Origin of the sequence: Acinetobacter gerneri DSM 14967 = CIP 107464 = MTCC 9824 (genome assembly GCF_000368565.1) — a bacterium.
Lineage (GTDB): Bacteria > Pseudomonadota > Gammaproteobacteria > Pseudomonadales > Moraxellaceae > Acinetobacter > Acinetobacter gerneri.
In genome coordinates this window covers 23781-47574 of record NZ_KB849538.1, presented here as the reverse complement: position 1 = coordinate 47574, position 23794 = coordinate 23781, and the positions used below count along the sequence as shown (strand labels likewise).

Below are 23794 nucleotides of genomic sequence, written 5' to 3'. Positions count from 1 at the left end.
ACAGTACCTTGAAAATAAAGTGATTTTAAAGAATGAAAATGTCGACAGAGCCAGAACTGATCTTTTTACCGGGTGCATCGGGAAGTACGGATTTCTGGCAGCCTGTGCTACAGAAGTTATCTTTTAAACATAAACATGTCATCGCTTACCCGAGTTTTGGAGGGCATCCTGAACAGGAAAATATCAAATCTTTTAGTACATTACAGCAGTATGTTTTAAGGCAAATTCCTCAAAACGCTGTTGTGATCGCACAGTCTATGGGTGGAATCTTTGCGGTACAAGCTGCTTTACAAATGCCTGAAAAAATACAGGCTCTGGTTTTAGTCGCAACTTCTGGTGGCATAGATCTTTCTCGATTTGATGTGAAGGATTGGCGCGAGGAATATAAAAATACCTTTCAGGTCCCTGATTGGTTTGTGGAACATGCTGAATATTTAGATGAAAAATTACATGAAATAAAATGCCCAATTTTACTGATCTGGGGGGATAGTGATCCGATTAGTCCAGTCGCTGTTGCTGTATATTTACAGCAAAAATTGGCTCATGCCGAATTGGTGGTGATCGAGCAGGGGCAGCATGATTTGGCTTATGAGTATGCGGATCAAGTCTCTGCTCATATTGAGCATTTTTTACAGCAAAATCTCAAAGCTGAACTTTGATTCAAAGTTATTTTTTAATTAATTCTCTGATTAATCGTCATACGATTTAAATATTCCACAGTGAAAATGAGCTATTTTGTTCACTGACGCCATAAAATGAAAAACATAAGCCATAACATGTCGATTTTAGCACTGACTTTAAGCTGCTTTGTGGGTTTGAGCGCTTGTAACGATAGTAAAGAAAGCACCGTCATCACGACGCCAAAACCTCCAGTTGATCAGCGTGATCAACGCTTTTTGACAGCAAAAGCAGGTGATGTGGTGCAAGTGGTGATTGATGATCTGATTCCCACCCAAGGTGCAGTGGGTTATGACCAAATTTATTATAAATTGGGACGCTGGCAAGGTGATCCAAATCGCCCGACTTGGCAAGCTGATCCAAAGAATCAATTGGTTTATTTAAATAAAACCATTGGTAAAAAATTCAGTGACTATTGTGAGGCAATCGGGGCGAAAGGACGTGATGATTTTGCTTCAATTGCTGATTTGCAAAAAGCCAATTTAAAGGATTTGAGCACTTTTGGCTGTCAAGAACAGCCGGGAACCGAAGACAAAGATTTGAAAACAGTTGTTGTTGGTTATGATGGCAAATTATATCTGACCGATGGACACCATACCATGACGGAGTATCGAGAATTGCCTGATGGTGGTGGTCAGCTCAAAGTTTGGGTAAAAGTTGTTGCAAATTATAGTGATATAAAAAATGCAAATGAGTTTTGGAATAAGTTGCTTGCAAACAATCAGGCTTGGCTCAAAGATGGTAAAAATCAAAGCATTACTTATCAGCAGTTACCGAAAAATTTAGGTTTATTATCTACAGATAATCCGAATGGTATGCAAAATAATCCGTATCGCTCTTTGGTATATTTTACGCGTGATATTGGTTATACCAAGTTACCTACTGCAGCAGATTATACTGAGTTTTTGTGGGAAGATTGGTATAACAAACAAATCGCAAAAGGGGCTGTACAGCCTTTGAGTTATTATCATAGTGACGTAAAAAACTATGCTGAAACAGATGTCCTTGGCGTAGCGACGATTAAATCTGATCTGAGTGTTTCGGGCAATCCAATCTCTTATCAAGCCGCGATTGCACAGTATTCTATTTTGATGGGTACAACGCCTCAAACGGATATTATTTACGGTACATTTACTGCAAAAGATATGGGCGCGATCCAGCTAGAAAAAAATGCAGCCAAAGGTTCAGCAACAACCGATGCGATTTCGGCTTTTGATGATCTAAATCGTGATGAAGTAAAAAAAGATCAAACACCGCGTACAGGTGGTAGTTTGTGGTATGCTGTGAAATATGCCAAATGTGGTAAACCGCAAACAGGAACATGTTGGGGTTGGTAAGTATTTTCATAAAAAGGAGGGGATAAAACCCTCCTTTTTATTTTATAAATTCGTTGAGATTAGCATTGATTTTGAGTTGTATTTTTACGTAATGAAGATGGGCTGTAACCAAAATGTTGTTTAAATCGGGCACTAAAATGTCCTGCCGAACTAAAGCCACAACATAGTGCAATCTCAGTCAAATTGAGCTGGCTCGATACAATCAAATCATGCGCACGCAATAAGCGTCTTTGCAAAACAAATTGATGCGGTGGCAAACCTGTAGATTGTTTAAACATGTGTGCAAAATGATATTCACTCAATCCCGTTTGCTGAGCCAGATCGGCGATGATCAATCCAAGATGCAAATGATCTTCGATCCATTCTTGGACACGTTTTAGTAAAAATGGTGCTAAACCTCCAGTAACTGTGGGAAGGTTCCATTGCACATTACTATAATTTTTAAGTAAATAATTAAGCAATAAGGTCGCGGTAGAACTGAGCTGTAACTGATTACTTTTATCTTGCCAATCACAGCTCAATAAAAACTGACGATATAATAGTGTAATCGACTGATCAGGAACAAAATTTTGTTCATTTAGTTCGATAAATGATGGTTCTTTATCCCAAATTTTTAATGCCGTTTCACGTAAATGTTGATCGGTATAATACAGGTGTACAAAAGTCAAATCGCCACGGATATCCCATGTCGATTCTTGCCCTTTAGGCATCAAACAAAAACGATCAGGAGCACCACCATTTCGCCAACCTAAAGGCGTTTTACGATAGCTTTCATAGCCACCTTCAACATAGAGGCTCAAAGTATGGTGGTTACTACAAACACTGACCAAATCATGTTGGTTTTTCCATGCAGCAAGTTGCATGTGTGATCCAAGTATCGTGGTATCAATCAGTTGTGCTTTATGCTGCTGCAGTTGCTGTATGGTTTGATAGTTCATTGTTTTTAGTCAATCGCCATATACTGATCTGAGTTTAACCAACTCAAATGATTAAAACAAAAAACAGTCGAAAATAATCACAAGAAAATGTAAATCCGCACAAGTTTAATGAAGATTTAGTGATCTAGCTTAGATCAAAATAAGGCATAAACTGTGAGGAAATAAACATGAATGCTGTACTTTATCTGGCCGTAGTGGTGATTTGGGGCACAACATGGATTGCGATTGCGGCACAGCAGAGTGTGTTTAGTCCTGCTGTGGGTGTGTTTTGGCGTTTTACGATTGCAGCATTGGGATTGTTTGTGGTTTTACTGCTGAGTAAACGCTTAAAAAAACTGTCTTTACAGGATCATTATTTTTGTATGCTGCAAGGTCTATGCGTATTTGGACTCAATTTTATCTGTTTTTATACAGCAGTCGAATATATCAATAGCGGGTTAGAGTCTGTTATTTTTTCGATGGCGGTCTTATTTAATGCGATTAACAGTTATTTATTTTTTAAAAAGAAAATATCCAAGTCATTTATCCCAGCAGCGATATGCGGACTAATCGGAATCTGCGCGCTATTTTGGCATGATATTGTGTCGACTCAATTGCATTGGCAGACCTTGTCGGCGATTGGATTATGTATGCTCGGAACTTATGGTTTTTCTTTGGGAAATATGATCAGTTTACGCCATCAAAATCATCACAAAGATATATTTACTACCAATGCCTATGGCATGTTATACGGTGCGCTATTTATGGGGATCGTCGCGCTACTATTGAAACAAAACTTTATCCCTGATTTATCTACAAAAGGTGTTTTGGCTGTATTGTATCTGGCGATTTTTGGTTCAATTATTGGTTTTTCATTATATTTTATGTTGATTGCCAGAATCGGTGCAGGGCAGGCGGCATATAGCACTTTATTATTTCCATTGGTTGCTTTGTTTATTTCAACCTTTTGGGAAAATTATCATTGGCATATCAGTTCTGTACTGGGCGTGTTATTTATCTTATTGGGAAATTGGATTTTATTTGCACAGCCAAAATATTTTCTTAAACATTCTGCAAAAATATCCTCATCATAAAAAAAGGCAATCTGATGATTGCCTTGATATGAAATCAAACTCAATTAGCGTTTTACAACGATTGAATCAATACCGCTATGTTGCAAAGCTTGCTGAGCATTGACCGCAGCATCCAAAGTATCATATGGACCAGAAATCACGCGATACCATGTTTTTCCGCCCTCAGTCGTTTTGAGTACATCAGCAGATAAACCATTGAGAATAATCTCAGCACGACGTGCATCTGCATGATCTGGATCATTATAACTGCGGACTTGCAAGATATAAGAATTCTGACGAACTTGCGGTGTGGCTGTACCATCATCACTGCTTGTTACGGCAGAGCTACTGCTTTGTTGAGAATGGTCAGGCGCTTCTACGATAATCGGGCGACTTTGAGTTTGACTCTCAGGAACCGCTTGTTGTGGGATTGGCGTAACTTGCTGTTGTGGCAATAAGTCATAGAAGCGGTAGTCTTTATTGGTATCTTCTTGATAATGATTTGAAGTCACATCATTTTTAGGATGAACAGGAGCCCAAGGTTTCCATAACATCAAAGCAACCGCAATACTCAATATAACCAAAATAGCCACGAGTGTGCCTAGCCATTTAGGTATTAATGGTTTCTTTGGCTTATTCGGGCGTTCAGAAACACCGCGTTGTACTTTTCCAAACACTAAAATAACCCTCTCTTATTGTTTATTGTCATTGCCTACACAGCTTTGATAAAACGCAAAATAAAACCACATCAACCCTTTTCATTTCAAAAACTGCTTTGCACTAGATCTATAGCACAAAGCAGTGATTTGCTTACATGGTTTTTTACTTCGAGCACAGCTCTTGTCTTGCGACCATGCAAAGCAGTGCTTTGCCTACATGGTTTTTTACTTCGAGCATAGCTCTCGTCTTGCGACCATGCAAAGCGATGCTTTGCTTACATGGTCTCAGGAGCGGAAACACCTAGAAGTTCTAAACCATTTTTCAATACTTGCTTAACATTTACAGATAACAACAAACGTGCTTGAGTCAATTTTGCATCATCACCCAAAACTTTGTGCTCGTTATACCAACCGTGGAATAGGGCAGCCAACTCTTTCAAATAATTACCCACTTGATGTGGTTCATAGTTATTTGCTGCACGAGTTACGATCTCTGGATAAGCTGCAAGTTTTGCTAAGATTTCCGCTTCTGCTTCCAATTCGAGTTTAGCTGCAAATTGGCGAGCTTGTGTAGCATCAAAGTTAACACCCGTATTGGCTGCTTTTTCAAGCATACGGCAAATACGAGCATGCGCATATTGGATATAATAAACAGCATTGTCTTTACTTTGAGATACTGCTAAATCCAAATCAAAATCAATGTGTTGTTCAGATTTACGCATTACATAATAAAAACGAGCAGCATCGTTGCCTACTTCTTTACGCAAATCACGCAAAGTCACAAACTGACCTGAACGAGATGACATTTGAACCATCTCACCGCCACGCCACAAGCTAACAAATTGAACCAATAGTACGGTCAATTTTGATGAATCAAAGCCCATTGCATCAATGGCAGCTTTAACACGTGCGATATAACCGTGGTGATCTGAACCCCAAATGTCAATCAGGTCGGTATAACCACGTTGCAATTTATTTAAATGGTAAGCAATGTCTGAAGCAAAATAAGTGGTTTGCCCATTACGACGTTTCACTACACGGTCTTTTTCATCGCCAAATTCAGTTGATTTAAACCAAATATTCCCGTCTTTTTCATACAAATAACCACGTTGATCAAGCGTTTGCAATGCTTCATCAATTTTTGTAGTCAATGTTGCTTCACTAAACCATTTGTCAAAAGTTACCCCGAATTCACCGAGATCATCTTTGATATCATCTAAAATGGCATGCAAAGCAGCTTGATGGAACACACGGTAGCCTTGACCGACTAAGTTTTGTGAGTTGTGAATCAAACCATCAATATGTTTTTCTTTATCGCCAGAGAGAACAACTTTATTGCCTTCTGCATCTAATTCTTCAGCATATTGAACGTCTTCAGGGACATCTTTATATACATCAGCAACAGGGCGAACAAAAGCATCAGCATGTTTATCAATAATGCTTTGCGCGATTTCTTTAACATAATCACCTTGGTAAGCATTTTTTGGGAAAACCAATGTTTGTCCGCAAAGCTCAAGGTAACGTAAATAGGTAGAAGTTGCCAAAATATCCATTTGACGACCCGCATCGTTAACGTAATATTCACGTTCAACTTTAGCGCCAGTCGCTTCCAATAGATTTGCAACAGTCATGCCGTATGCTGCACCACGACCATGACCGACATGCAGGCTTGATGTTGGGTTTGCTGAGACAAATTCGACTTGAATTTTTTTTGCAGCATTGCCATTGGTACGACCGTACTGATCTTGTTGTGCTTGAATTTGATCAAGTACAGTAAAACGCTGATCGGCATTTAAAAAGAAATTGATAAAACCAGGACCAGCAATTTCTGCTTTAGAAATATCAGCCACTTCTGGTAAGTTTTCTAGGATTTGAGTCGCGAGATCACGTGGCTTCATACCCGCAGCTTTTGAGCCGATCATCGCAATATTTGACGCAAAATCACCGTGGCTTCGGTCTTTTGTGCGTGTTAAATTGCTGGTGTTTTTCCAGTCAGATGGAATTACCCCTGCTGCTTGGAGGGATTGAACTGCATGATCGAGTGCTGCTTGTATTGCCGTATTCATAATCTATCGAAAAATAAATGTCGCAGAAAAACGCTAAATATAGCAAATTTCGCTTGCTTTAGGTAAAAGCATTTGTATCGAATGCAGATTAATTTAATGTTAATTTTAGCTTTAACTTTATCATTTAATTTTGATGATTTTAAAATATAGATTTAAGCCAAATCATTTATACGCTTAAAATAATACTAGCACTATGATTATATTGAAAAAATAGCTTTAAAATGAGCAATAATTTACTTAACGTCTAATTGCTCATCCATAAAAATATTTAATCTCGACAACTTACAGCTTTATCTAACAATTCAGTTTTGGCATTTTTAAAAATATATAAATTTGTCGCATTATAAATTTTAATCACTTGGGCTTTCATTAAAGCTGTTTTAAATATTTCAATTTTTTTGGCATTATGCCCCTCAAAAGGATTGATATAGTTTTTATTGTCCAATAAAACTTGGATTTGACCTGCTTTTTCATCGCTAGAACGCAAGACTTCAAGCCCATCTTTGTTTTGGATAATAAAACCCTGTTTTTGATTTGCTGATTTACAATTGAGACGCATAAAAAGCAGCGCGCCGTCTTGGGCTTTATTTTGTAGTTTATAGATGCCTTGAGCTTCATTTTCGATATAAACCCATTGTCCAATCGGCATGTTGGCAGCGAGTTTGTCCATCTGCTCTTGCGTGGTTTTACTGACGTCGACACTGCCTTTTTTGTCAATTTCAGGCGCTTTGTCACTTGGGTGCAAGATACTTGTAACTTTTTGTTTGCTCTTATTGATCGTTTGACAGCCTGAAATCATGCTCAGCATGAGGCCGAAAATCCCCAAAAATTTCAATAAATTCATCATGTCCGTTCCGGATTCTATATTTTAAAATTGTTCAAATTACAGTCTAACGCATATTTTTCATCTGTAACATTATCTAATTTAAATAGTTTTAAAATAGTGAAACTGAACTTATCACCTACTAAAATGATAAGGTTTTCAATATAAATTTTAAAAATACCTGTTTTGTCTGAAAAAGGCTTAAGCTTATACCCAGATGAAGATGCAGCATGTAGCAAAAACTCCAGTCATTGCATCATCGTCCATATAAATGAGATAGGAAATGACAAGCGAAAATTTGAAATCAAAACACCCACTTTATACACCATACGCGGGTTACACCCTGCTAGAGCTACCACTTTTAAACAAAGGGTCAGCATTTACTGAAGAAGAGCGTAGTAGTTTTAACTTACATGGACTCCTCCCACATGTGATTGAAACGATCGAAGAACAGCACCAAAGATCATACCCACAATTCAGTAATTTTAACGAAGATATCAATAAGCACATTTATTTACGAAATATACAAGACACCAACGAAACACTGTTTTATTACCTGATCGAAAAGCATCTCGCAGAAATGATGCCAATCATTTATACCCCGACTGTGGGTGAAGCATGTCAACGATTCTCTGATATTTATCGCCGCCATCGTGGGGTATTTATTTCATATCCAGATCGTGAGCATATTGATGATATTTTGCAAAACGTCAATCGCCGTAATGTGAAAGTGATTGTGATTACCGATGGTGAACGTATTTTAGGTTTAGGCGATCAGGGCATCGGTGGTATGGGTATTCCAATCGGAAAACTCTCACTTTATACTGCTTGTGGTGGTATTAGTCCTGCTTATACTTTGCCGATTACCCTTGATGTGGGAACCAACAATCAGCAACTGCTCAACGATCCAATTTATATGGGCTGGCGTCAACCACGTATCACTGGCGATGAATATTATGATTTCGTCGATCAGGTTTTGATGGCGATCAAACGTCGTTGGCCAAATGTGTTGATCCAATTTGAAGATTTTGCACAAAAAAATGCGATGCCTTTACTAGAAAAATATCGTGATAAATTGTGTTGTTTTAATGATGATATTCAAGGTACAGCAGCTGTTTCTGTGGGTAGTTTAATCGCAGCAAGTCGTGCGGCAGGTAAACAGCTAAAAGATCAAAAAATTGCATTTTTAGGTGCTGGTTCTGCAGGTTGTGGTATTGCGGAACAAATCATTGCACAAATGGTGGCTGAAGGTTTAACCGATGCCGAAGCACGTGAGCGTGTGTATATGGTAGATCGTTTTGGATTGATTACTGACAATCAGCCAAATTTGGTCAATTTCCAAGTACCGTTGGCACAAAAAACTGCAACTGTTGCCAAATGGGCTGATGCTGAAGGCATGATCTCATTGCTTGATGTGGTTAAAAATGTCAAACCTACAGTCTTGATCGGGGTATCGGGTCAACCGGGATTATTTACCGAAGAGATTATTAAAACACTGGCAGAACACTGTGAACGTCCGATCGTTTTACCCCTTTCAAATCCAACTTCACGTGTTGAAGCTGTGCCTGCTGACATTATTCAATGGACAGATGGTAAGGCTTTGATTGCGACGGGTAGTCCATTTGCACCAGTCAATTATCAAGGTAAGATTTACAATATTTGCCAATGTAATAACTCATACATTTTCCCAGGTATTGGTTTGGGAATCGTTGCTTGTCACGCCACTCGTGTGACAGACAATATGTTGATGACATCGAGTACAGCTTTGGCGGATTGTTCACCAAAACTACAAGATCCAGATGCGGATTTGTTGCCAGAATTAGATAGCTTGCAAGAAGTGTCTAAGAAAATTGCATTTCAAGTGGCGAAAGCTGCAATGGCAGATGGTGTTGCACCAATCGTAAGTGATGAGATTTTACTTGAAAATATCGAGAAGAATTTCTGGAAACCAGAGTACCGTCACTATAAACGTGTGCCATTCTAATTTTAATTGGTGAATTATTTATCAATTCATTTAAAATAAGGAGCTGAAATGGCTCCTTATTTTTTACAATTAAAAGATGATTCATACAATGAAAATTCAAATGTTTTTATTCACACTCAGTCTTAGTGCTGCGACTTATGCAAATGATCATTCCTCGGAAAATTCATGTGAAAAGACTTGGAATGAAAATAAAAACATACAAATCAATATTCAAAAAGAAAAAGTAGTGTCTTGCCGAGATGTTTGGGATGATCCTAAAAAGTCTGAATTACTCAAAAAAATGGGTTTAGACCCTAAAAATAAGCAATGGCTTGCAACAGGGGAATGTCAGCAGATTCGTTCTGAGCAAAAAACATATACGATCTATAAAGCACATTATCAACATGACAGCAGTGATTTATGGGTGATTCAAGATGTGCAAGGCAATATGTTTGGTTATTTTCGAGATATGGGACATTATGATTTTGCGACGGATCAACATATAAGAAATAAAAATGCCAATAAAAATGGTGTTGAATTGAAGTGTGCCAGTGTGGGGCAAAGTCCTAATTTGATTAAAAATTTGAGTGTATACCTACAGAAAAGAGCGATTGATATGCAAAATTTTTCTTATGATGATTTAAGCAAATAACAGAAAAAAGGTTAAATATGAAAAAAATATTTCTTGGTTTTGCAGTGGTGATTAGCTCACTGTCGAGCCATGCTGCCCCAAATACTTGCTTTAAAAGTAGCCAAGATTTGGTGAAAACACTATATAAAAATTATCCTTTAAATATAGATGCAAAAGACATTTCCAGTCAAAAACCTGCGATTTTAACGCAATATTTTTCGAAGAAACTGGTCGATTTATTGATCAAAGATCAAAAATGTGCTGCGAAAATCCAAGGTGAATGCAATCTGGGTTTTAATATTTTGAGTAATGCTCAAGATGAACCCGAAGATAGTCAGATTAAAATACTGCAAGCAAGTCCAAAAGTTGTAACGGTCAAAATAAATTTTCAACCGAGTGCTCAATTCATTGATTTTGTGATGCAACAGCAACAAGAATGTTATCTGATAGACGATATCAAATACGATGATCATGATTCATTAAGAAAAATATTGAGCCAAAAATGAGAAAATTAAACTTAGCTAAAATCATATTCTGTTGCTTTGTTTCGAGCTCAGTCTATGCGCAAGATTCAGCACTTTCCGAGTTTAACCAAATATTTGCGTCTAAAAAAATCTTGCATGCCTATAAGGATAAAGGAGCATATTTTTATATTTGTTCTGAGTTTGCAGATCAAGGTATAAATAGACCTGCAAATTTTTACTATGATGCAAATAAAAAAACAATTTCATTTATTTATATGGAAAGAAATGAATACCCAATTCGTTCGATTACCAAGTCAAAAAATGATTTTATCGTCTCAATCCGAGATAGTGATCTCAAGTACAGAGTACATAAGGTTAATCAGGATATTTATGCTTGGGATGTGATTTCTAAAGAGAAAGAGGAAACGATGTACACTCTTTTTTATAACAAAGACTGGCATGAATTAGATAAATATCATATAAAAAATGAGTGTAAGGTGCATCCATAATGCGTGAAATATATAAGATTATTGCATTTTTAACCTTATGTCTTTTGCTCGGGAGAGGGGCGGTTGTATATGCTGCACCACAAACATTTAATGTATTTTCAAAATGCACAGATGAAAATGAATTTGAATGTAAGATTTATTCTGACCTAAATGGCAAGAAAAGTGTTGTTTTAGATTATGCAAAGTCACCTATGATTAAGAAGATAAATTCTGAGCTTTTTTACATGAAAAGTTCATGTGGATCACCTTGCCAAATTCACTTGTTTATTGCACCCAATAAGGAAGATGGCACGCAAGAATTGATTGCTTTTGATCCTAAAACTAATTGTTTAATTGAAAGTGATAGTGAGAAAATGCAGATCATTGCACGTAAGTTATTTTCAAAACAAAAGAAAGTCATTGCAAATTTAAAAGCTAAAGAATTTAGTGTGTTGCCATCAGGTGTGAGTGTTTATCGTTTTTTTAAAGATGAGTCAAAATTTGATGATCATTCAAACTTTACGTTGATTTTAGATGATTTTGACCGTCCATTGGTGACTAAGAAAATCACACAGCCTTGCCGTATCTAAGCTATAAAAAATTATCTGAATAATGCTGTCTTATTGAAGATTTATGAAATCCACCCATCCCTTCTTTAGCAAAGGGAGGGTGGGGGATATTCATATTTACTTTAATCTTCAAGTATTTCTTCGAGTAGTTCTTCACTTGGAGCAAAATAATAAGCTCCATCCATTGCTGTTACAAAGTGCAATAGACGATCATGAATACCATCACCACTTGAACCAAACATACGTTCTAACATACGGTCGATCCGAGTTAAGTCTTTGGTATAAGCGATAAAAAATAAACCTTGATCACCTTGACCATCACCATAAGGTAGAGAATGACGCAAAATTTCAAGCTCTTCACCCTCATCATCTTCGATAACTGCACGTGCAATATGTGAGTTTTCAGGTTTTACATCATCATCAAGTTCAATACTTTCTAGTTTGGTACGTCCAATGACATGCTCTTGAGCATCTACTTTTAGACGTTTCCATTTTTCAAGGTCATGTGCATAGCGCTGTGCAAAAACAAATGACCCATCTGCAAAAATACCTGAATCTTCACCTAAAAGAGCTGTTTCGCCACGGTCATCTGGGAATTGCGGATTTTCAGTACCATCAATAAAACCAGTCAGATCGCGTCCATCTAGATAGCGGAAACATACACGTTCATCCAAAACTTCGACTTGATCCTGAATGCCATCAAAGAAACTTTGGCTCAGTGCAAAACAGATATCAGTACGTGCACTTGCAATATGAATCAGTACATCAGCAGGTTCTACAGGCATGTTAAATGAGCTGTCGATAGGATTGAGTTGTTTAAATCCTGCTGGTGAATGTGGGTATAATTTGCCCCAAAGCTCAGGTCCAAAAGCAACAGAAGTCTTGATCTCTGCTTCGGGATGTTGGGTGATGAGTCGATCACGTGTACTAAAGAGGTCATCTAGTTGTTTTTTTAAGCCTTCAATCGAGAGATCTTTTAAACGAATTACGATAAAACGAGCATGATTTGAGGGTAAAGGGAGGATTACAGATTGGGCTGTCATTTCTACGCTGGCTCCTGTATTTCTTTTCGATAGCAACTTTTGGCGATTAAATCCTTGATAGTCTTTGATGCTAACATAGCTTGCAAAGACTGCGCCGATTATTTTGCACAATAAATAAAGCGTTTGAAATCTGTCAGATCGGCTTATAATGTGATTTTTCCATTATCACTACGTTTGTTATGTCCTTCCAACTTTGGCTTGGTTTTTTTGTTGCGTGCTGGGTGATTAGTATCTCTCCAGGTGCAGGTGCGATTGCTTCAATGTCGAGTGGCTTAAATTTTGGTTTTCGCCGTGGTTATTGGAATGTGATTGGCTTGCAATTAGCACTTCTGGTACAAATTTCCATCGTCGCGGCAGGTGTTGGAGTGCTATTTGCAACGACGCCTTGGGCATTTATGCTGGTGAAATGGTTTGGTGTCTTGTATTTATTGTATCTGGCTTTTATGCAATGGCGTGCACCGACACAAAATATTGAAATTAAAGCTGAAAAGCATGCAAAAACGATTCCAATGCTGATTTTTCATGGCTTTTTGATCAATATGAGTAATCCAAAAGCCATCGTATTTTTATTGGCTGTTTTGCCACAATTTTTAGATTTAGCAAAACCACAGTGGATTCAATATGTCATTATGGCTGTGACGATGGTGTCGGTTGATATGATCGTAATGGCAGGGTATACAGGACTTGCCGCGAAAGTCTTGCGTCTTTTGACCTCACCAAAACAACAGAAATATATGAATCGAACCTTTGCGATTTTATTTAGTTGCGCGGCGGGTTTGTTGAGTTTGGTGCATCAATAATTTTTTAGATTTGTTCTCTAAGCCAAGTTTTGAATATAACTGCCATACAGCCTATTCTTTTCATTAAAATTTTGATTAATTTGCGTAGGCAATTTTTGCTACTTTTGTCTGGCCAAAAGTAGCGCAAAAGGCCCTATGTGGCAAATGGGCATACATCCCTGTAGCCCTTGCCACATGAGCGACTTCCTGTCGCAGGGCGCGATAGTATACTTAAGTTGATTTTTTATTTTACAGATACTAAATAGAAGTTTTAACTCTAAAAAACTAGAAAATCACTTTAAAAATAGAAATCAAAAATGAGTATTAGCTCATTTTTTTAACTTTCTGAACTGCAAAAATAATAGCGAAAATAATCGCCATGCAGAGTACGATGCTTAATCCTGTAGAGATATTTAAACCAGCACTTGACCATAAACCAATAGTAATCGCAATTTGAGCAACGACAAAAGCCCAAAGCACCATTTGTTTAGGAGAATGTGAAATTAGGCGAGCAGTTAAAGCAGGGATAACCAATAAAGCCCCCATCAACAGTGAACCTACTGCGCGTAGAGCCAAGACCGTAAATAAGGCAAGCAACAACATAAAAACGAGGCGTTGCCATTTTGCATTGACCCCTTCACTGATTGCGATATCAGGATCTATGGCGATCTGAATTTGTGCCTGCCAATATTTGTATAAAATAGCAAGGGCAAATGCGATGACGACAGCGAAAATCGGTAAATCGACCCAATCTATCGTGAGCAAGTCACCAAAAAGATAGCTTAACAATTCTGGTCTTAAGCTAGGTAAATGTTGGATCAGTAATAAACCCGCGCAAAGCAAAGTCGCAGAACATAATGCTAACAAGGCATCGTTAGGCAAACGGGGATCATGCAATACCCATAAGATTGCGACCAAAAGCAGAGCTAAAAAGGTGACTCCGACCCACATAGGCAAGCTTAATGCCCCAGCGATAGCAACACCCAATAATGTGCCGTGTGCCATGGTATCTGCAAAAAAAGACATGCGACGCCATAACATTAAACAACCGAGAGGAGCTGTTAAAAACACCAACAAAGTGCCCATAATCCAAGCAGGCAACAATAGTTCTAACCATTCCATCATTGCTTAAGCTTCCGGTTCAGGGTGGATATGAGGGCGTGAGTCGTGTTGGCAAGGTGTTGCGCTATCACCATGTGCACAATGATCATGATGATGTTGATAAAAAGCACGCTGATTACCGAAAAGTGCCAAATAAGCAGGATCTTGTTGCACGGTCGATGGCAGGCCACTACAGCAAATATGTTTATTTAAACACACCACACGTTCCGTGCCTTGCATAACCCATTGTAAATCATGTGAAACCATTAAAATCGAGCAACCATATTTTTCAGGCAGGCTACGCACATAATCGTAAAGTTCGGCTTCAGACTGAATATCTAAACCTTGCATCGGTTCATCCAAAACCAAAAGACTCGGCTGGCGGAGTAGGGCACGTGCCAATAAAACACGTTGACGTTCACCGCCTGAAAGTTGCTGAACTTTTGAATTTTCCAGCTTGGCAATGCCAGTATCTTTAATGATTTCAGCTTTTATTTTTGCATCACATTTTTCAAGCGCCAATAAATCTTTTACGCGTAACGGTAAGCTATGTGATGGATTGAATTTTTGAGGAACATAAGCAAATTTCAAATTTTTATGTGCTTTGATTATTCCAGAGTTGGCTTTGACAATGCCTAACAATACTTTGATTAAAGTTGATTTACCCGCACCATTTGGACCAATGAGCGTAATAATTTCTTTTTCATAAATTGAAAAATCAACATTTTTTAAAATATCGCGTTCATCAATGCGGACACAAATATGTTCAAGCTCGATGAGGGGTATTTTTATGCTGGTTTCGAGCACTGCTGACATATTCCTGAAATCTCAATAATACTATGATGAGCATTGAACTGATCTGATTTAGCGAGTTGATCTAGTTCCTCAATGACCCCTTGTGCTGATGCTTCTTTGACAGTTTGACATTGAGTACAAATGAGAAAAACTGCCTGATGTCCTTCGCGAGGGTGACAACATGGAATATAGGCATTTATAGAGGTGAGTCGATGGATCAAACCTTTCTCTAAAAGGAATTCTAAAGTGCGGTATACCGTCGGTGGGGCAGCAGGGCGGTCTGATGAGCTTTTAATTTTCGCTAAAAGATCATAAGCCCCCATTGGACTAGACGCATTTAAAATAAGTTCAAGAACTTCTTTTCGTAAAGGGGTCAATCGAGCACCAGCGCTGGCACAAATCTGTTCTGCTTCGAGCAGGCGAGCCTCTACATTATGGTGATCGTGGACACCATGCAGGCTGTTGTGATGCGCATGAGAACATAAGCTCATAATTGACCTCAGAGATTCTTCAGATAAGAAAGAATGGTGAATATTAACACGAAGCAACATCATCTTACGAATGGCATAGTCATTTTTTGACTTTTGTTATATTATAACATTATTCAAATAGGTAGTTATTTAAACTCATGTCCCGTCTATATATCTTCTGTCTATGCGCACTTTTTACCACAATAAGTTGGGCGCAGGCACCGCTTGTGGTTTCAATTCATCCGATCTATTTGATCGCAAAAAAAATTACCCAAGGTGTAGAAGAACCAGAATTGTTACTCAAAAATCAATCTGGACATGATGTTCAACTGACACCGCAAAACCGGAAATCAATCCAAAATGCATCATTGATCATTTGGATGGGTAAGGCACATGAAGCACCGCTTGAGAAAGTCTTGAGCAATAATGTAAATGCCGTATCTATTTTAGACTCAGGCATCATACAAACCTTACCTTTGAGAACAACACGAGGTGTTGCAATTAAAGATTCTGTGGACACACATGTTTGGTTAGATCCTAACAACGCCGTACGCATTGGATTTTTTATAGCAGCATTACGCTCTCAACAGCATCCAGAACATAAAAATACATATTGGAACAATGCAAAAGCATTCGCTAAAGAAATGTTGGTAATTTCACAAAGTTATAATGGGGTAGGCGCTGCACGCCCATATTGGTCATTTCATGATGCTTACCAATACCTAGAAAGACCACTTAATTTGAAGTTTTCTGGTGCATTAACGGATGATCCACATGTTGCACCGACCATTGCACAGATAAAATATTTAAATGACACAAGAGCTTACAAAAAAATGTGTTTACTTGCTGAAGCCAGTGCTAGTGCGAGTCAGTATCAAAAATTAGCGCCAATCTCTTTCCAGTCAGTCGATGAAAGTATGACCGCAGATCAAGATTTTGTAGCGGGTTGGAAGAAATTAGCTTTAGAAACACAGCGCTGTGTACTCAATGCACGAAAATGATGCAAAAATGAGCTACAATTGTACACAACAAAAGCAACACAAACCTTGAAAAAAACGCGACTAAGGTCGGGAAAAGATTGCAAGTTCAGGGGTCAAACTCTATAATGCCTGCGATTAAAAACGATCATCAGCTAAACTTGTCAAGCATTTGTGCTGTAAGTGGATAGAAAATGAGCCAAACTAGTCGCATGATTGACCGACGATTAGCGAAAGCTTTGGTCTACTTGCAAGCAATAATGATACCTGTTTCAGCCTTGATAGCGTGGGTCCTGAAAGACTCAACTGCGGCCTTGAGTGCAGCACTTGGTGCATTTGTCTGTTGGCTGGCGAGTTGTTATTTTTCTTGGCAATCGTTTCGAGCGGCAGGCGCACGTGCTTCAAAGCAGGTTCTCACGAACATGTATCGAGGAATGTGGGGCAAAATGGCGATAGTGATCGTTGGATTTATTTTGATTTTAAGCAGTGTAAAACCGTTGTCACCGGTTGCATTGTTTTGTGGTTTTATTCTCGTTCAAGCCATGTCGTGGGTTGCACCGTTTTGGGCATCCAGACTACCAAAACAAGAATGAGCCCAGCAGAAATTGAATGATTTTGGGAGAGAGGCGAGATATCAAGCAGCACGCGATATTCGTTTAACTCTTTTTAGTAATTGACATTGACCAGGTGTGATTTATGGCTGCTGAAGAACATGCCCTTACTTCGACCGAGTATATCAAGCATCACTTGACCAATATGACCTATGGCAAAATGCCAGACGGTACATGGAAATTGGCTAAGAGTGCTGAAGAAGCTCACGATATGGGGTTCACTGCTATTCACTTGGATTCAATGGGTTGGTCTATCGGACTTGGTCTGATTTTCTGTTTGCTATTTTGGTGTGTTGCGAAAGCTGCGAATGCAGGTGTACCAACTAAATTCCAAGCAGCAATTGAAATGATTATCGAGTTTGTTGACTCAAGCGTTCGTGATACTTTCCACGGGAAGTCACGTTTGATTGCACCATTGGCACTAACCATTTTCGTGTGGATTTTCCTCATGAACTTAATGGACTTAGTACCTGTAGACTTTATTCCTCATCTTGCTGCTGTTATCGGTAGTGGTGTATTTGGAATGGATCCGCACAGTGTGTATTTCAAAATCGTACCTACTACAGATCCTAACATCACTTTAGGGATGTCTTTATCTGTATTTGCTCTTATCATTTTCTACAGTATTCGTGAAAAAGGTATCGGTGGATTCGTAGGTGAGTTGGCATTAAACCCATTTAATCCAAGCAACAAATTTGCAAAAGTGCTTTTAATTCCATTTAACTTACTTTTGGAATTGGTGACTTTCCTTGCACGTCCGATCTCATTGGCGCTCCGACTTTTCGGTAACATGTACGCAGGTGAATTAATCTTCATCTTGATCGCATTATTACCATTCTGGATCCAGTGGGCATTGTCTGTGCCTTGGGCGATTTTCCATATTTTGATTATCACTCTGCAAGCTTTTATCTTTATGATGCTGACCATCGTTTATCTAAGCATGGCAAGCGAAAAACATTAATGGTAATGCCTAACTATCACATGATGGTTAGGTAAAAGTTTTTTAATTTAATTGGTATAAACCTAACCTCTGAGGAATTTTTCATGTCTATCGTTCCAGGTTTAGTTGCAATCGCTGCTGCTATCTTAATTGCTTTCGGTGCTTTGGGTACGGCTATTGGTTTTGGTCTTTTGGGCGGTCGCTTCCTTGAAGCTGTAGCTCGTCAACCAGAATTAGCTCCACAACTTCAAACTCGTATGTTCTTAATCGCGGGTCTTCTTGATGCTGTGCCTATGATCGGCGTTGGTATTGGTTTGTTCTTCATCTTCGCTAACCCGTTTGCGTGATAATCAGTCTAATTCCTAACCACTATTGAGGAATAGCAATGAATATCAACCTCACATTGATTGGCCAAGCGATTGCATTTGCGATTTTCGTCGCATTCTGCATGAAGTTTGTATGGCCACCACTAATCAATGCGATTAGTGAGCGTCAGCGTCGTATCGCTGATGGCTTAAATGCTGCTGAAAAAGCGAAAGCTGATCTTGCTGACGCGCAAGCGCAAGTTAAGCAAGAAATTGATGCAGCAAAAGCACAAGCGGCTCAATTGATCGAACAAGCGAACCGTCGCGCAGCACAATTGGTAGAAGAAGCTCGTACTCAAGCGTCAGCTGAAGGTGAGCGTATTCGTCAACAAGCGAAAGAGACTGTTGATCAAGAAATCAATTCTGCTCGTGAAGAATTACGTCAACAAGTTGCTGCTCTTGCAGTTGCTGGTGCAGAGAAAATTCTCGACCAACAAGTTGACGCAGAAGCTCACAATGCCATGCTTAATCAGCTGGCTGCTAAACTATAAGCGAGGCGAAATATGGCTGAACTCTTGACGTTGGCACGCCCGTACGCTAAAGCAGCATTTGCCTATGCTTCTGAGCAAGGTGCGACTGACTCTTGGTCACAAGCATTACAATTGCTTAGTGCAGCGGTGCAAGATGAAGCATTTTCCGCTTATTTAAATCGTCCTGAGTTGACTCCTGCTGAACAAGTGGGTGTGTTCTCTAAAGTTTTAGGTGATTCGCAATCTAAAGAAGTTTCTAACTTCTTGACCTTGCTTGCTGATAACGATCGTTTATCTTTGCTTCCTGAAATTTCAGAAGAATATGAACAACTTAAATCACAAAATAACAATACTGTTGATGTCGTGATTGAGTCTGCATTCCCTTTGAGTGCAGAACAAGAACAAACTCTAGCAAAAGCGTTGGAAAAACGCTTTAACAGTGCTGTCAACGTAACTGTTGAAGTAAACAAAGCATTGATTGCTGGTGTTGTTATTCGTGCAGGCGACCAAGTGATAGATGATTCTGCGCTTAACAAGCTTGAAAAAATGCGGACACGTCTTCTTGCGTAATTATTGATAAAAAATTATCGCGTATAAAGAAGACTGAACTTTAAAAAGATTGAGGTATAGCGCAATGCAACAACTGAATCCATCCGAGATCAGTGCGCTCATTAAACAGCGTATCGGCGATCTGGACACCAGCGCGACCGCTAAAAACGAAGGTACCATTGTTATGGTATCTGACGGTATTGTGCGCATTCACGGCCTTGCTGATGCAATGTACGGTGAAATGATCGAATTCGACGGCGGCTTATTTGGTATGGCACTGAACCTAGAACAGGATTCAGTGGGTGCCGTTGTTTTAGGTAACTACTTAAGCCTTCAAGAAGGTCAAAAAGCTCGTTGCACAGGTCGTGTATTAGAAGTTCCGGTTGGTCCAGAACTTTTAGGCCGTGTAGTAGACGCTTTGGGTAACCCAATTGATGGTAAAGGCCCAATTGATGCAAAATTAACTGATGCTGTTGAAAAAGTAGCACCAGGCGTAATTTGGCGTCAATCAGTAGACCAACCTGTACAAACTGGTTATAAATCAGTAGATACAATGATTCCTGTTGGTCGTGGTCAGCGTGAGTTGATCATCGGTGACCGCCAAACTGGTAAAACAGCTATGGCAATCGATGCAATCATCGCGCAAAAGAATTCTGGCATTAAATGCGTATACGTAGCTGTTGGTCAAAAACAATCAACTATCGCTAACGTAGTACGTAAGTTAGAAGAAACTGGTGCAATGGCGTATACGACTGTTGTAGCAGCGGCAGCAGCTGATCCTGCAGCAATGCAGTACTTAGCTCCTTATGCTGGCTGTACAATGGGCGAATACTTCCGTGACCGCGGTGAAGATGCGTTAATCATTTATGATGACTTGTCTAAACAAGCTGTTGCTTACCGTCAAATTTCATTGCTTTTACGTCGTCCACCAGGTCGTGAAGCTTACCCAGGTGACGTGTTCTATCTTCATTCACGTCTACTTGAACGTGCTTCTCGTGTATCTGCTGAATACGTTGAGAAATTCACTAATGGTGAAGTTAAAGGCCAAACTGGTTCATTAACTGCATTGCCAATTATTGAAACTCAAGCAGGTGACGTATCTGCATTCGTACCAACGAACGTAATTTCGATTACTGACGGTCAGATCTTCTTAGAAACATCATTATTCAATGCGGGTATCCGTCCTGCTGTAAACGCTGGTATTTCTGTATCACGTGTTGGTGGTTCTGCTCAAACTAAGATCATCAAAAAATTGTCTGGTGGTATCCGTACCGCTTTAGCGCAATACCGTGAATTGGCTGCGTTTGCTCAGTTCGCTTCTGACCTTGATGAAGCAACTCGTAAACAACTTGAACACGGTCAACGTGTTACTGAGTTGATGAAGCAAAAACAATATGCTCCATATTCAATTGCTGACCAAGCTGTTTCTGTTTACGCATCAAACGAAGGCTACATGGCTGACGTTCCTGTAAACAAAATCGTTGATTTTGATGCTGCATTGATCTCGTTCTTCCGTTCAGAACATGCTGCTCTTATGAAACAAATCGATGAAACTGGTGATTATAACAAAGACATCGAAGCGGCAATCAAAGCAGGTATTGAAAGCTTCAAAGCGACTCAAACTTACTAATCTTTATTTGTTAAAGACTTAGTTGGTTTGGTTCACGGATCAACCTTCGGAAGCTTGAAAGGGCTTTCGAATACTAGGTTAAGCGTATATGGCAAATTTAAAAGAAATTCGCGCCAAAGTAGCTAGTATCAAAAGCACGCAGAAAATTACGCGTGCGATGCAGATGGTAGCTGCTTCTAAAATGCGTCGTGCGCAAGAGCGTATGGCTGCAGGCCGTCCGTATGCCGAAAATATGCACCGTGTAATTGCTCACTTGGTACAAGCGAACCCTGAATACAAGCATCGCTACATGATCGATCGTCCAGTGAAACGTGCGGGTTATATCATCGTTTCTTCTGACCGTGGTCTTGCTGGTGGTTTGAACATTAACTTGTTCAAAAAAGTTGTTCAGCACGTTCAAAAACAACAAGAGCAATCAATTGAAGTTCAATTTGCTTTAATTGGTCAAAAAGCGGTTTCGTTTTTTAAAAACTACGGCGGTAAAGTGCTTGGGGCTACAACTCAAATCGGTGATGCACCAGATTTAGAGCAGTTGACTGGTTCTGTGCAAGTTATGCTTGACGCGTTCGATAAAGGCGATCTAGATCGTATTTATTTAGTTTCGAACGGATTTGTTAATGCAATGACTCAACAGCCTAAAGTAGAACAACTTGTTCCTTTAGCTCCAGCAAAAGACGGCGAAAGCCTCAATCGTCAATACGGTTGGGACTATATCTATGAACCAGAAGCTGAAGAGCTTTTAAATGGTTTATTGGTTCGCTATATCGAGTCTATGGTTTATCAAGGTGTGATTGAAAATATCGCATGTGAGCAATCTGCACGTATGGTAGCAATGAAAGCTGCTACGGATAACGCAGGTGACCTCATCAAAAGCCTACAACTTATTTACAACAAGCTGCGTCAAGCCGCGATTACTCAGGAAATTTCCGAGATCGTTGGCGGTGCCGCTGCCGTTTAACACTATTAATTTGAATTGAGGAGACAGCAATGAGTAGCGGTCGTATCATTCAGATCATCGGCGCGGTTATCGACGTCGAGTTTGAACGCAACAGTGTTCCTAAGATCTATGACGCTCTCCATGTTGACGGTACTGAAACTACTTTAGAAGTTCAGCAACAACTTGGTGATGGCGTTGTACGTACTATTGCCATGGGTTCTACTGAAGGTCTTAAACGTGGTCTTCAAGTAAGCAACACAGGTGCGCCTATTTCTGTGCCAGTAGGTACAGCAACTTTAGGTCGTATCATGGACGTTTTAGGCCGTCCACAAGACGAAGCTGGTCCAGTTGAAACTGAACACAAATGGGCGATTCACCGTCAAGCACCTTCTTATGCAGAACAAGCAGGTTCTACTGACCTTTTAGAAACAGGTATTAAAGTCATCGACTTACTTTGCCCGTTTGCGAAAGGTGGTAAAGTTGGTTTGTTCGGTGGTGCTGGTGTTGGTAAAACCGTTAACATGATGGAGTTGATCAACAACATCGCTAAAGCTCACTCAGGTTTATCTGTGTTTGCTGGTGTTGGTGAACGTACTCGTGAAGGTAACGACTTCTATCACGAAATGAAAGATTCTAACGTTCTTGACAAAGTAGCAATGGTCTACGGTCAGATGAATGAGCCACCAGGTAACCGTTTACGCGTAGCGTTGACTGGTTTGACTATGGCTGAATATTTCCGTGATGAAAAAGACGAAAATGGTAAAGGTCGTGACGTATTATTATTCGTCGACAACATCTACCGTTATACACTTGCGGGTACTGAAGTATCAGCATTGTTAGGTCGTATGCCATCTGCAGTAGGTTACCAGCCTACACTTGCGGAAGAAATGGGTGTTCTTCAAGAACGTATTACGTCAACTAAGAACGGTTCGATTACATCTATCCAAGCTGTATACGTACCTGCCGATGACTTGACTGACCCATCTCCAGCTACAACATTCGCTCACTTAGACGCAACAGTTGTATTGAGCCGTGACATCGCATCTTCTGGTATTTATCCAGCGATCGATCCACTTGACTCAACTTCTCGTCAATTAGACCCATTAGTTGTTGGTCAAGAGCACTATAGCATTGCACGTAACGTTCAAAACGTTCTTCAACGCTACAAAGAGCTTAAAGACATTATCGCAATCTTGGGTATGGATGAGTTGTCTGAAGAAGATAAACAAGTTGTTTACCGTGCGCGTAAAATTCAACGTTTCTTCTCTCAACCGTTCCATGTAGCTGAAGTATTTACAGGTGCTCCTGGTAAATATGTACCTCTTAAAGAAACAATTCGTGGCTTTAAAGGTATTTTGGCTGGTGAATACGATCACCTTCCAGAACAAGCGTTCTATATGGTTGGTGGAATTGACGAAGCGATTGCTAAAGCTGAGAAACTCTAATTTAAGGAGATCAT

The 23794-nt window shown here is 39.5% G+C and carries 26 protein-coding genes; 18 read left to right on the top strand and 8 right to left on the bottom strand.

The window, feature by feature from the left end; genetic code table 11:
- Positions 1 to 32 precede the first annotated feature (32 nt).
- Both F960_RS03650 and F960_RS03645 read left to right on the top strand, forming a co-directional pair.
- Positions 33 to 659 carry an alpha/beta fold hydrolase gene (locus F960_RS03650; RefSeq protein ID WP_004858318.1) on the top strand — a complete coding sequence of 209 codons (627 nt, stop codon included), beginning with the start codon at positions 33 to 35 and terminating at the stop codon, positions 657 to 659.
- A gap of 117 nt (positions 660 to 776) precedes the next feature.
- Positions 777 to 2015: a ParB/Srx family N-terminal domain-containing protein gene (locus F960_RS03645; RefSeq protein WP_004858315.1), complete on the top strand. Its 1239-nt coding sequence runs from the start codon at positions 777 to 779 to the stop codon at positions 2013 to 2015.
- A gap of 59 nt (positions 2016 to 2074) precedes the next feature.
- On the opposite strand, the gene F960_RS03640 is transcribed toward F960_RS03645, so the two are convergent.
- Positions 2075 to 2953 (bottom strand): helix-turn-helix domain-containing protein, encoded by an 879-nt coding sequence (locus F960_RS03640; protein ID WP_035373018.1) that lies wholly within the window; start codon positions 2951 to 2953, stop codon positions 2075 to 2077.
- 167 nt (positions 2954 to 3120) lie between these two features.
- On the opposite strand from F960_RS03640, the gene F960_RS03635 reads away from it, so the two are divergent.
- Positions 3121 to 4026 carry a DMT family transporter gene (locus F960_RS03635; RefSeq protein ID WP_004858311.1) on the top strand — a complete coding sequence of 302 codons (906 nt, stop codon included), beginning with the start codon at positions 3121 to 3123 and terminating at the stop codon, positions 4024 to 4026.
- 44 nt (positions 4027 to 4070) lie between these two features.
- Here the strand turns inward: F960_RS03635 and F960_RS03630 are convergent, their stop codons facing one another.
- From F960_RS03630 to F960_RS03620, 3 genes are all read right to left on the bottom strand, one after another.
- Positions 4071 to 4682, bottom strand: coding sequence for an SPOR domain-containing protein (locus tag F960_RS03630; RefSeq protein WP_004858309.1), 612 nt, complete (start codon positions 4680 to 4682; stop codon positions 4071 to 4073).
- Positions 4683 to 4939: 257 nt separating this feature from the next.
- Positions 4940 to 6730 (bottom strand): arginine--tRNA ligase, encoded by a 1791-nt coding sequence (gene argS, locus F960_RS03625; protein WP_004858306.1) that lies wholly within the window; start codon positions 6728 to 6730, stop codon positions 4940 to 4942.
- Positions 6731 to 6998: 268 nt separating this feature from the next.
- A complete protein-coding gene (locus tag F960_RS03620; RefSeq protein WP_004858305.1) occupies positions 6999 to 7577 on the bottom strand; it encodes a YfjT/YkfB family phage-associated protein in 579 nt (192 codons plus the stop codon).
- A 259-nt stretch (positions 7578 to 7836) separates the two neighbouring features.
- Here F960_RS03620 and F960_RS03610 point away from each other — a divergent pair, with 259 nt between their 5' ends.
- The 5 genes from F960_RS03610 (at position 7837) to F960_RS03590 (ending at position 11689) form a co-directional block, all read left to right on the top strand.
- Positions 7837 to 9537, top strand: a complete 1701-nt coding sequence (locus tag F960_RS03610; protein WP_004858302.1) for an NAD-dependent malic enzyme — start codon at positions 7837 to 7839, stop codon at positions 9535 to 9537.
- An 88-nt stretch (positions 9538 to 9625) separates the two neighbouring features.
- Positions 9626 to 10168 carry a hypothetical protein gene (locus tag F960_RS03605; protein ID WP_004858299.1) on the top strand — a complete coding sequence of 181 codons (543 nt, stop codon included), beginning with the start codon at positions 9626 to 9628 and terminating at the stop codon, positions 10166 to 10168.
- 17 nt (positions 10169 to 10185) lie between these two features.
- Positions 10186 to 10653: a DUF3828 domain-containing protein gene (locus F960_RS03600; RefSeq protein ID WP_004858296.1), complete on the top strand. Its 468-nt coding sequence runs from the start codon at positions 10186 to 10188 to the stop codon at positions 10651 to 10653.
- The gene (locus tag F960_RS03595) at positions 10650 to 11120 is read left to right on the top strand and encodes a hypothetical protein (RefSeq protein ID WP_004858293.1); all 471 of its coding nucleotides are present in this window, start codon (positions 10650 to 10652) and stop codon (positions 11118 to 11120) included. Before F960_RS03600 ends, F960_RS03595 begins: the two co-directional genes overlap by 4 nt.
- Complete coding sequence (locus tag F960_RS03590) at positions 11120 to 11689, top strand: hypothetical protein (protein WP_004858292.1); 570 nt, start codon at positions 11120 to 11122, stop codon at positions 11687 to 11689. Before F960_RS03595 ends, F960_RS03590 begins: the two co-directional genes overlap by 1 nt.
- 101 nt (positions 11690 to 11790) lie before the next feature.
- Here F960_RS03590 and F960_RS03585 read toward each other — a convergent pair whose 3' ends face one another.
- Positions 11791 to 12711 (bottom strand): Dyp-type peroxidase, encoded by a 921-nt coding sequence (locus F960_RS03585; RefSeq protein WP_004858289.1) that lies wholly within the window; start codon positions 12709 to 12711, stop codon positions 11791 to 11793.
- Positions 12712 to 12890: 179 nt separating this feature from the next.
- On the opposite strand from F960_RS03585, the gene F960_RS03580 reads away from it, so the two are divergent.
- On the top strand, positions 12891 to 13511 hold the full coding sequence (locus tag F960_RS03580; RefSeq protein ID WP_004858286.1) for a LysE family transporter: 621 nt from the start codon (positions 12891 to 12893) through the stop codon (positions 13509 to 13511).
- A 303-nt stretch (positions 13512 to 13814) separates the two neighbouring features.
- Here F960_RS03580 and znuB read toward each other — a convergent pair whose 3' ends face one another.
- Genes znuB through F960_RS03565 form a run of 3 tightly spaced genes read right to left on the bottom strand, consistent with a single transcriptional unit; the run spans position 13815 to position 15877 of the window.
- Positions 13815 to 14615 (bottom strand): zinc ABC transporter permease subunit ZnuB, encoded by an 801-nt coding sequence (gene znuB / locus F960_RS03575; protein ID WP_004858281.1) that lies wholly within the window; start codon positions 14613 to 14615, stop codon positions 13815 to 13817.
- Between the two features lie 3 nt (positions 14616 to 14618).
- Positions 14619 to 15407 (bottom strand): zinc ABC transporter ATP-binding protein ZnuC, encoded by a 789-nt coding sequence (gene znuC / locus F960_RS03570; protein WP_004858278.1) that lies wholly within the window; start codon positions 15405 to 15407, stop codon positions 14619 to 14621.
- Positions 15380 to 15877, bottom strand: a complete 498-nt coding sequence (locus tag F960_RS03565; RefSeq protein WP_004858275.1) for a transcriptional repressor — start codon at positions 15875 to 15877, stop codon at positions 15380 to 15382. The genes znuC and F960_RS03565 overlap by 28 nt, the downstream gene beginning before the upstream one ends.
- 137 nt (positions 15878 to 16014) lie before the next feature.
- Between F960_RS03565 and F960_RS03560 the strand changes: the two genes are divergently transcribed.
- From F960_RS03560 to atpD, 9 genes are all read left to right on the top strand, one after another.
- Complete coding sequence (locus tag F960_RS03560; protein ID WP_004858273.1) at positions 16015 to 16857, top strand: metal ABC transporter substrate-binding protein; 843 nt, start codon at positions 16015 to 16017, stop codon at positions 16855 to 16857.
- A gap of 170 nt (positions 16858 to 17027) precedes the next feature.
- Positions 17028 to 17426 (top strand): ATP synthase subunit I, encoded by a 399-nt coding sequence (locus tag F960_RS03555; protein ID WP_004858271.1) that lies wholly within the window; start codon positions 17028 to 17030, stop codon positions 17424 to 17426.
- Positions 17427 to 17529: 103 nt separating this feature from the next.
- A complete protein-coding gene (atpB, locus tag F960_RS03550) occupies positions 17530 to 18405 on the top strand; it encodes a F0F1 ATP synthase subunit A (RefSeq protein WP_004858268.1) in 876 nt (291 codons plus the stop codon).
- A gap of 83 nt (positions 18406 to 18488) precedes the next feature.
- Entirely contained in the window at positions 18489 to 18731 is a 243-nt protein-coding gene (gene atpE, locus F960_RS03545; RefSeq protein WP_004858265.1) for a F0F1 ATP synthase subunit C, read from the top strand.
- Between the two features lie 38 nt (positions 18732 to 18769).
- Entirely contained in the window at positions 18770 to 19240 is a 471-nt protein-coding gene (locus F960_RS03540; RefSeq protein WP_004858262.1) for a F0F1 ATP synthase subunit B, read from the top strand.
- 12 nt (positions 19241 to 19252) lie between these two features.
- Positions 19253 to 19789 carry a F0F1 ATP synthase subunit delta gene (locus tag F960_RS03535; RefSeq protein ID WP_004858259.1) on the top strand — a complete coding sequence of 179 codons (537 nt, stop codon included), beginning with the start codon at positions 19253 to 19255 and terminating at the stop codon, positions 19787 to 19789.
- A gap of 64 nt (positions 19790 to 19853) precedes the next feature.
- Positions 19854 to 21398 (top strand): F0F1 ATP synthase subunit alpha, encoded by a 1545-nt coding sequence (gene atpA, locus F960_RS03530; protein WP_004858256.1) that lies wholly within the window; start codon positions 19854 to 19856, stop codon positions 21396 to 21398.
- 88 nt (positions 21399 to 21486) lie between these two features.
- Positions 21487 to 22356 (top strand): F0F1 ATP synthase subunit gamma, encoded by an 870-nt coding sequence (gene atpG / locus F960_RS03525; protein WP_004858253.1) that lies wholly within the window; start codon positions 21487 to 21489, stop codon positions 22354 to 22356.
- 29 nt (positions 22357 to 22385) lie between these two features.
- A complete protein-coding gene (atpD, locus tag F960_RS03520) occupies positions 22386 to 23780 on the top strand; it encodes a F0F1 ATP synthase subunit beta (RefSeq protein ID WP_004858250.1) in 1395 nt (464 codons plus the stop codon).
- The last annotated feature ends 14 nt before the right edge of the window (positions 23781 to 23794 follow it).

Coding starts and splice junctions, on each gene's coding strand:
- F960_RS03650 (WP_004858318.1), top strand. CDS start 33: ATGAAAATGTCGACAGAGCCAGAACTGATCTTTTTACCGGGTGCATCG.
- F960_RS03645 (WP_004858315.1), top strand. CDS start 777: ATGTCGATTTTAGCACTGACTTTAAGCTGCTTTGTGGGTTTGAGCGCT.
- F960_RS03640 (WP_035373018.1), bottom strand. CDS start 2,953: ATGAACTATCAAACCATACAGCAACTGCAGCAGCATAAAGCACAACTG.
- F960_RS03635 (WP_004858311.1), top strand. CDS start 3,121: ATGAATGCTGTACTTTATCTGGCCGTAGTGGTGATTTGGGGCACAACA.
- argS (WP_004858306.1), bottom strand. CDS start 6,730: ATGAATACGGCAATACAAGCAGCACTCGATCATGCAGTTCAATCCCTC.
- F960_RS03620 (WP_004858305.1), bottom strand. CDS start 7,577: ATGATGAATTTATTGAAATTTTTGGGGATTTTCGGCCTCATGCTGAGC.
- F960_RS03610 (WP_004858302.1), top strand. CDS start 7,837: ATGACAAGCGAAAATTTGAAATCAAAACACCCACTTTATACACCATAC.
- F960_RS03605 (WP_004858299.1), top strand. CDS start 9,626: ATGAAAATTCAAATGTTTTTATTCACACTCAGTCTTAGTGCTGCGACT.
- F960_RS03600 (WP_004858296.1), top strand. CDS start 10,186: ATGAAAAAAATATTTCTTGGTTTTGCAGTGGTGATTAGCTCACTGTCG.
- F960_RS03595 (WP_004858293.1), top strand. CDS start 10,650: ATGAGAAAATTAAACTTAGCTAAAATCATATTCTGTTGCTTTGTTTCG.
- F960_RS03590 (WP_004858292.1), top strand. CDS start 11,120: ATGCGTGAAATATATAAGATTATTGCATTTTTAACCTTATGTCTTTTG.
- F960_RS03585 (WP_004858289.1), bottom strand. CDS start 12,711: ATGACAGCCCAATCTGTAATCCTCCCTTTACCCTCAAATCATGCTCGT.
- F960_RS03580 (WP_004858286.1), top strand. CDS start 12,891: ATGTCCTTCCAACTTTGGCTTGGTTTTTTTGTTGCGTGCTGGGTGATT.
- znuB (WP_004858281.1), bottom strand. CDS start 14,615: ATGATGGAATGGTTAGAACTATTGTTGCCTGCTTGGATTATGGGCACT.
- znuC (WP_004858278.1), bottom strand. CDS start 15,407: ATGTCAGCAGTGCTCGAAACCAGCATAAAAATACCCCTCATCGAGCTT.
- F960_RS03565 (WP_004858275.1), bottom strand. CDS start 15,877: ATGAGCTTATGTTCTCATGCGCATCACAACAGCCTGCATGGTGTCCAC.
- F960_RS03560 (WP_004858273.1), top strand. CDS start 16,015: ATGTCCCGTCTATATATCTTCTGTCTATGCGCACTTTTTACCACAATA.
- F960_RS03555 (WP_004858271.1), top strand. CDS start 17,028: ATGAGCCAAACTAGTCGCATGATTGACCGACGATTAGCGAAAGCTTTG.
- atpB (WP_004858268.1), top strand. CDS start 17,530: ATGGCTGCTGAAGAACATGCCCTTACTTCGACCGAGTATATCAAGCAT.
- atpE (WP_004858265.1), top strand. CDS start 18,489: ATGTCTATCGTTCCAGGTTTAGTTGCAATCGCTGCTGCTATCTTAATT.
- F960_RS03540 (WP_004858262.1), top strand. CDS start 18,770: ATGAATATCAACCTCACATTGATTGGCCAAGCGATTGCATTTGCGATT.
- F960_RS03535 (WP_004858259.1), top strand. CDS start 19,253: ATGGCTGAACTCTTGACGTTGGCACGCCCGTACGCTAAAGCAGCATTT.
- atpA (WP_004858256.1), top strand. CDS start 19,854: ATGCAACAACTGAATCCATCCGAGATCAGTGCGCTCATTAAACAGCGT.
- atpG (WP_004858253.1), top strand. CDS start 21,487: ATGGCAAATTTAAAAGAAATTCGCGCCAAAGTAGCTAGTATCAAAAGC.
- atpD (WP_004858250.1), top strand. CDS start 22,386: ATGAGTAGCGGTCGTATCATTCAGATCATCGGCGCGGTTATCGACGTC.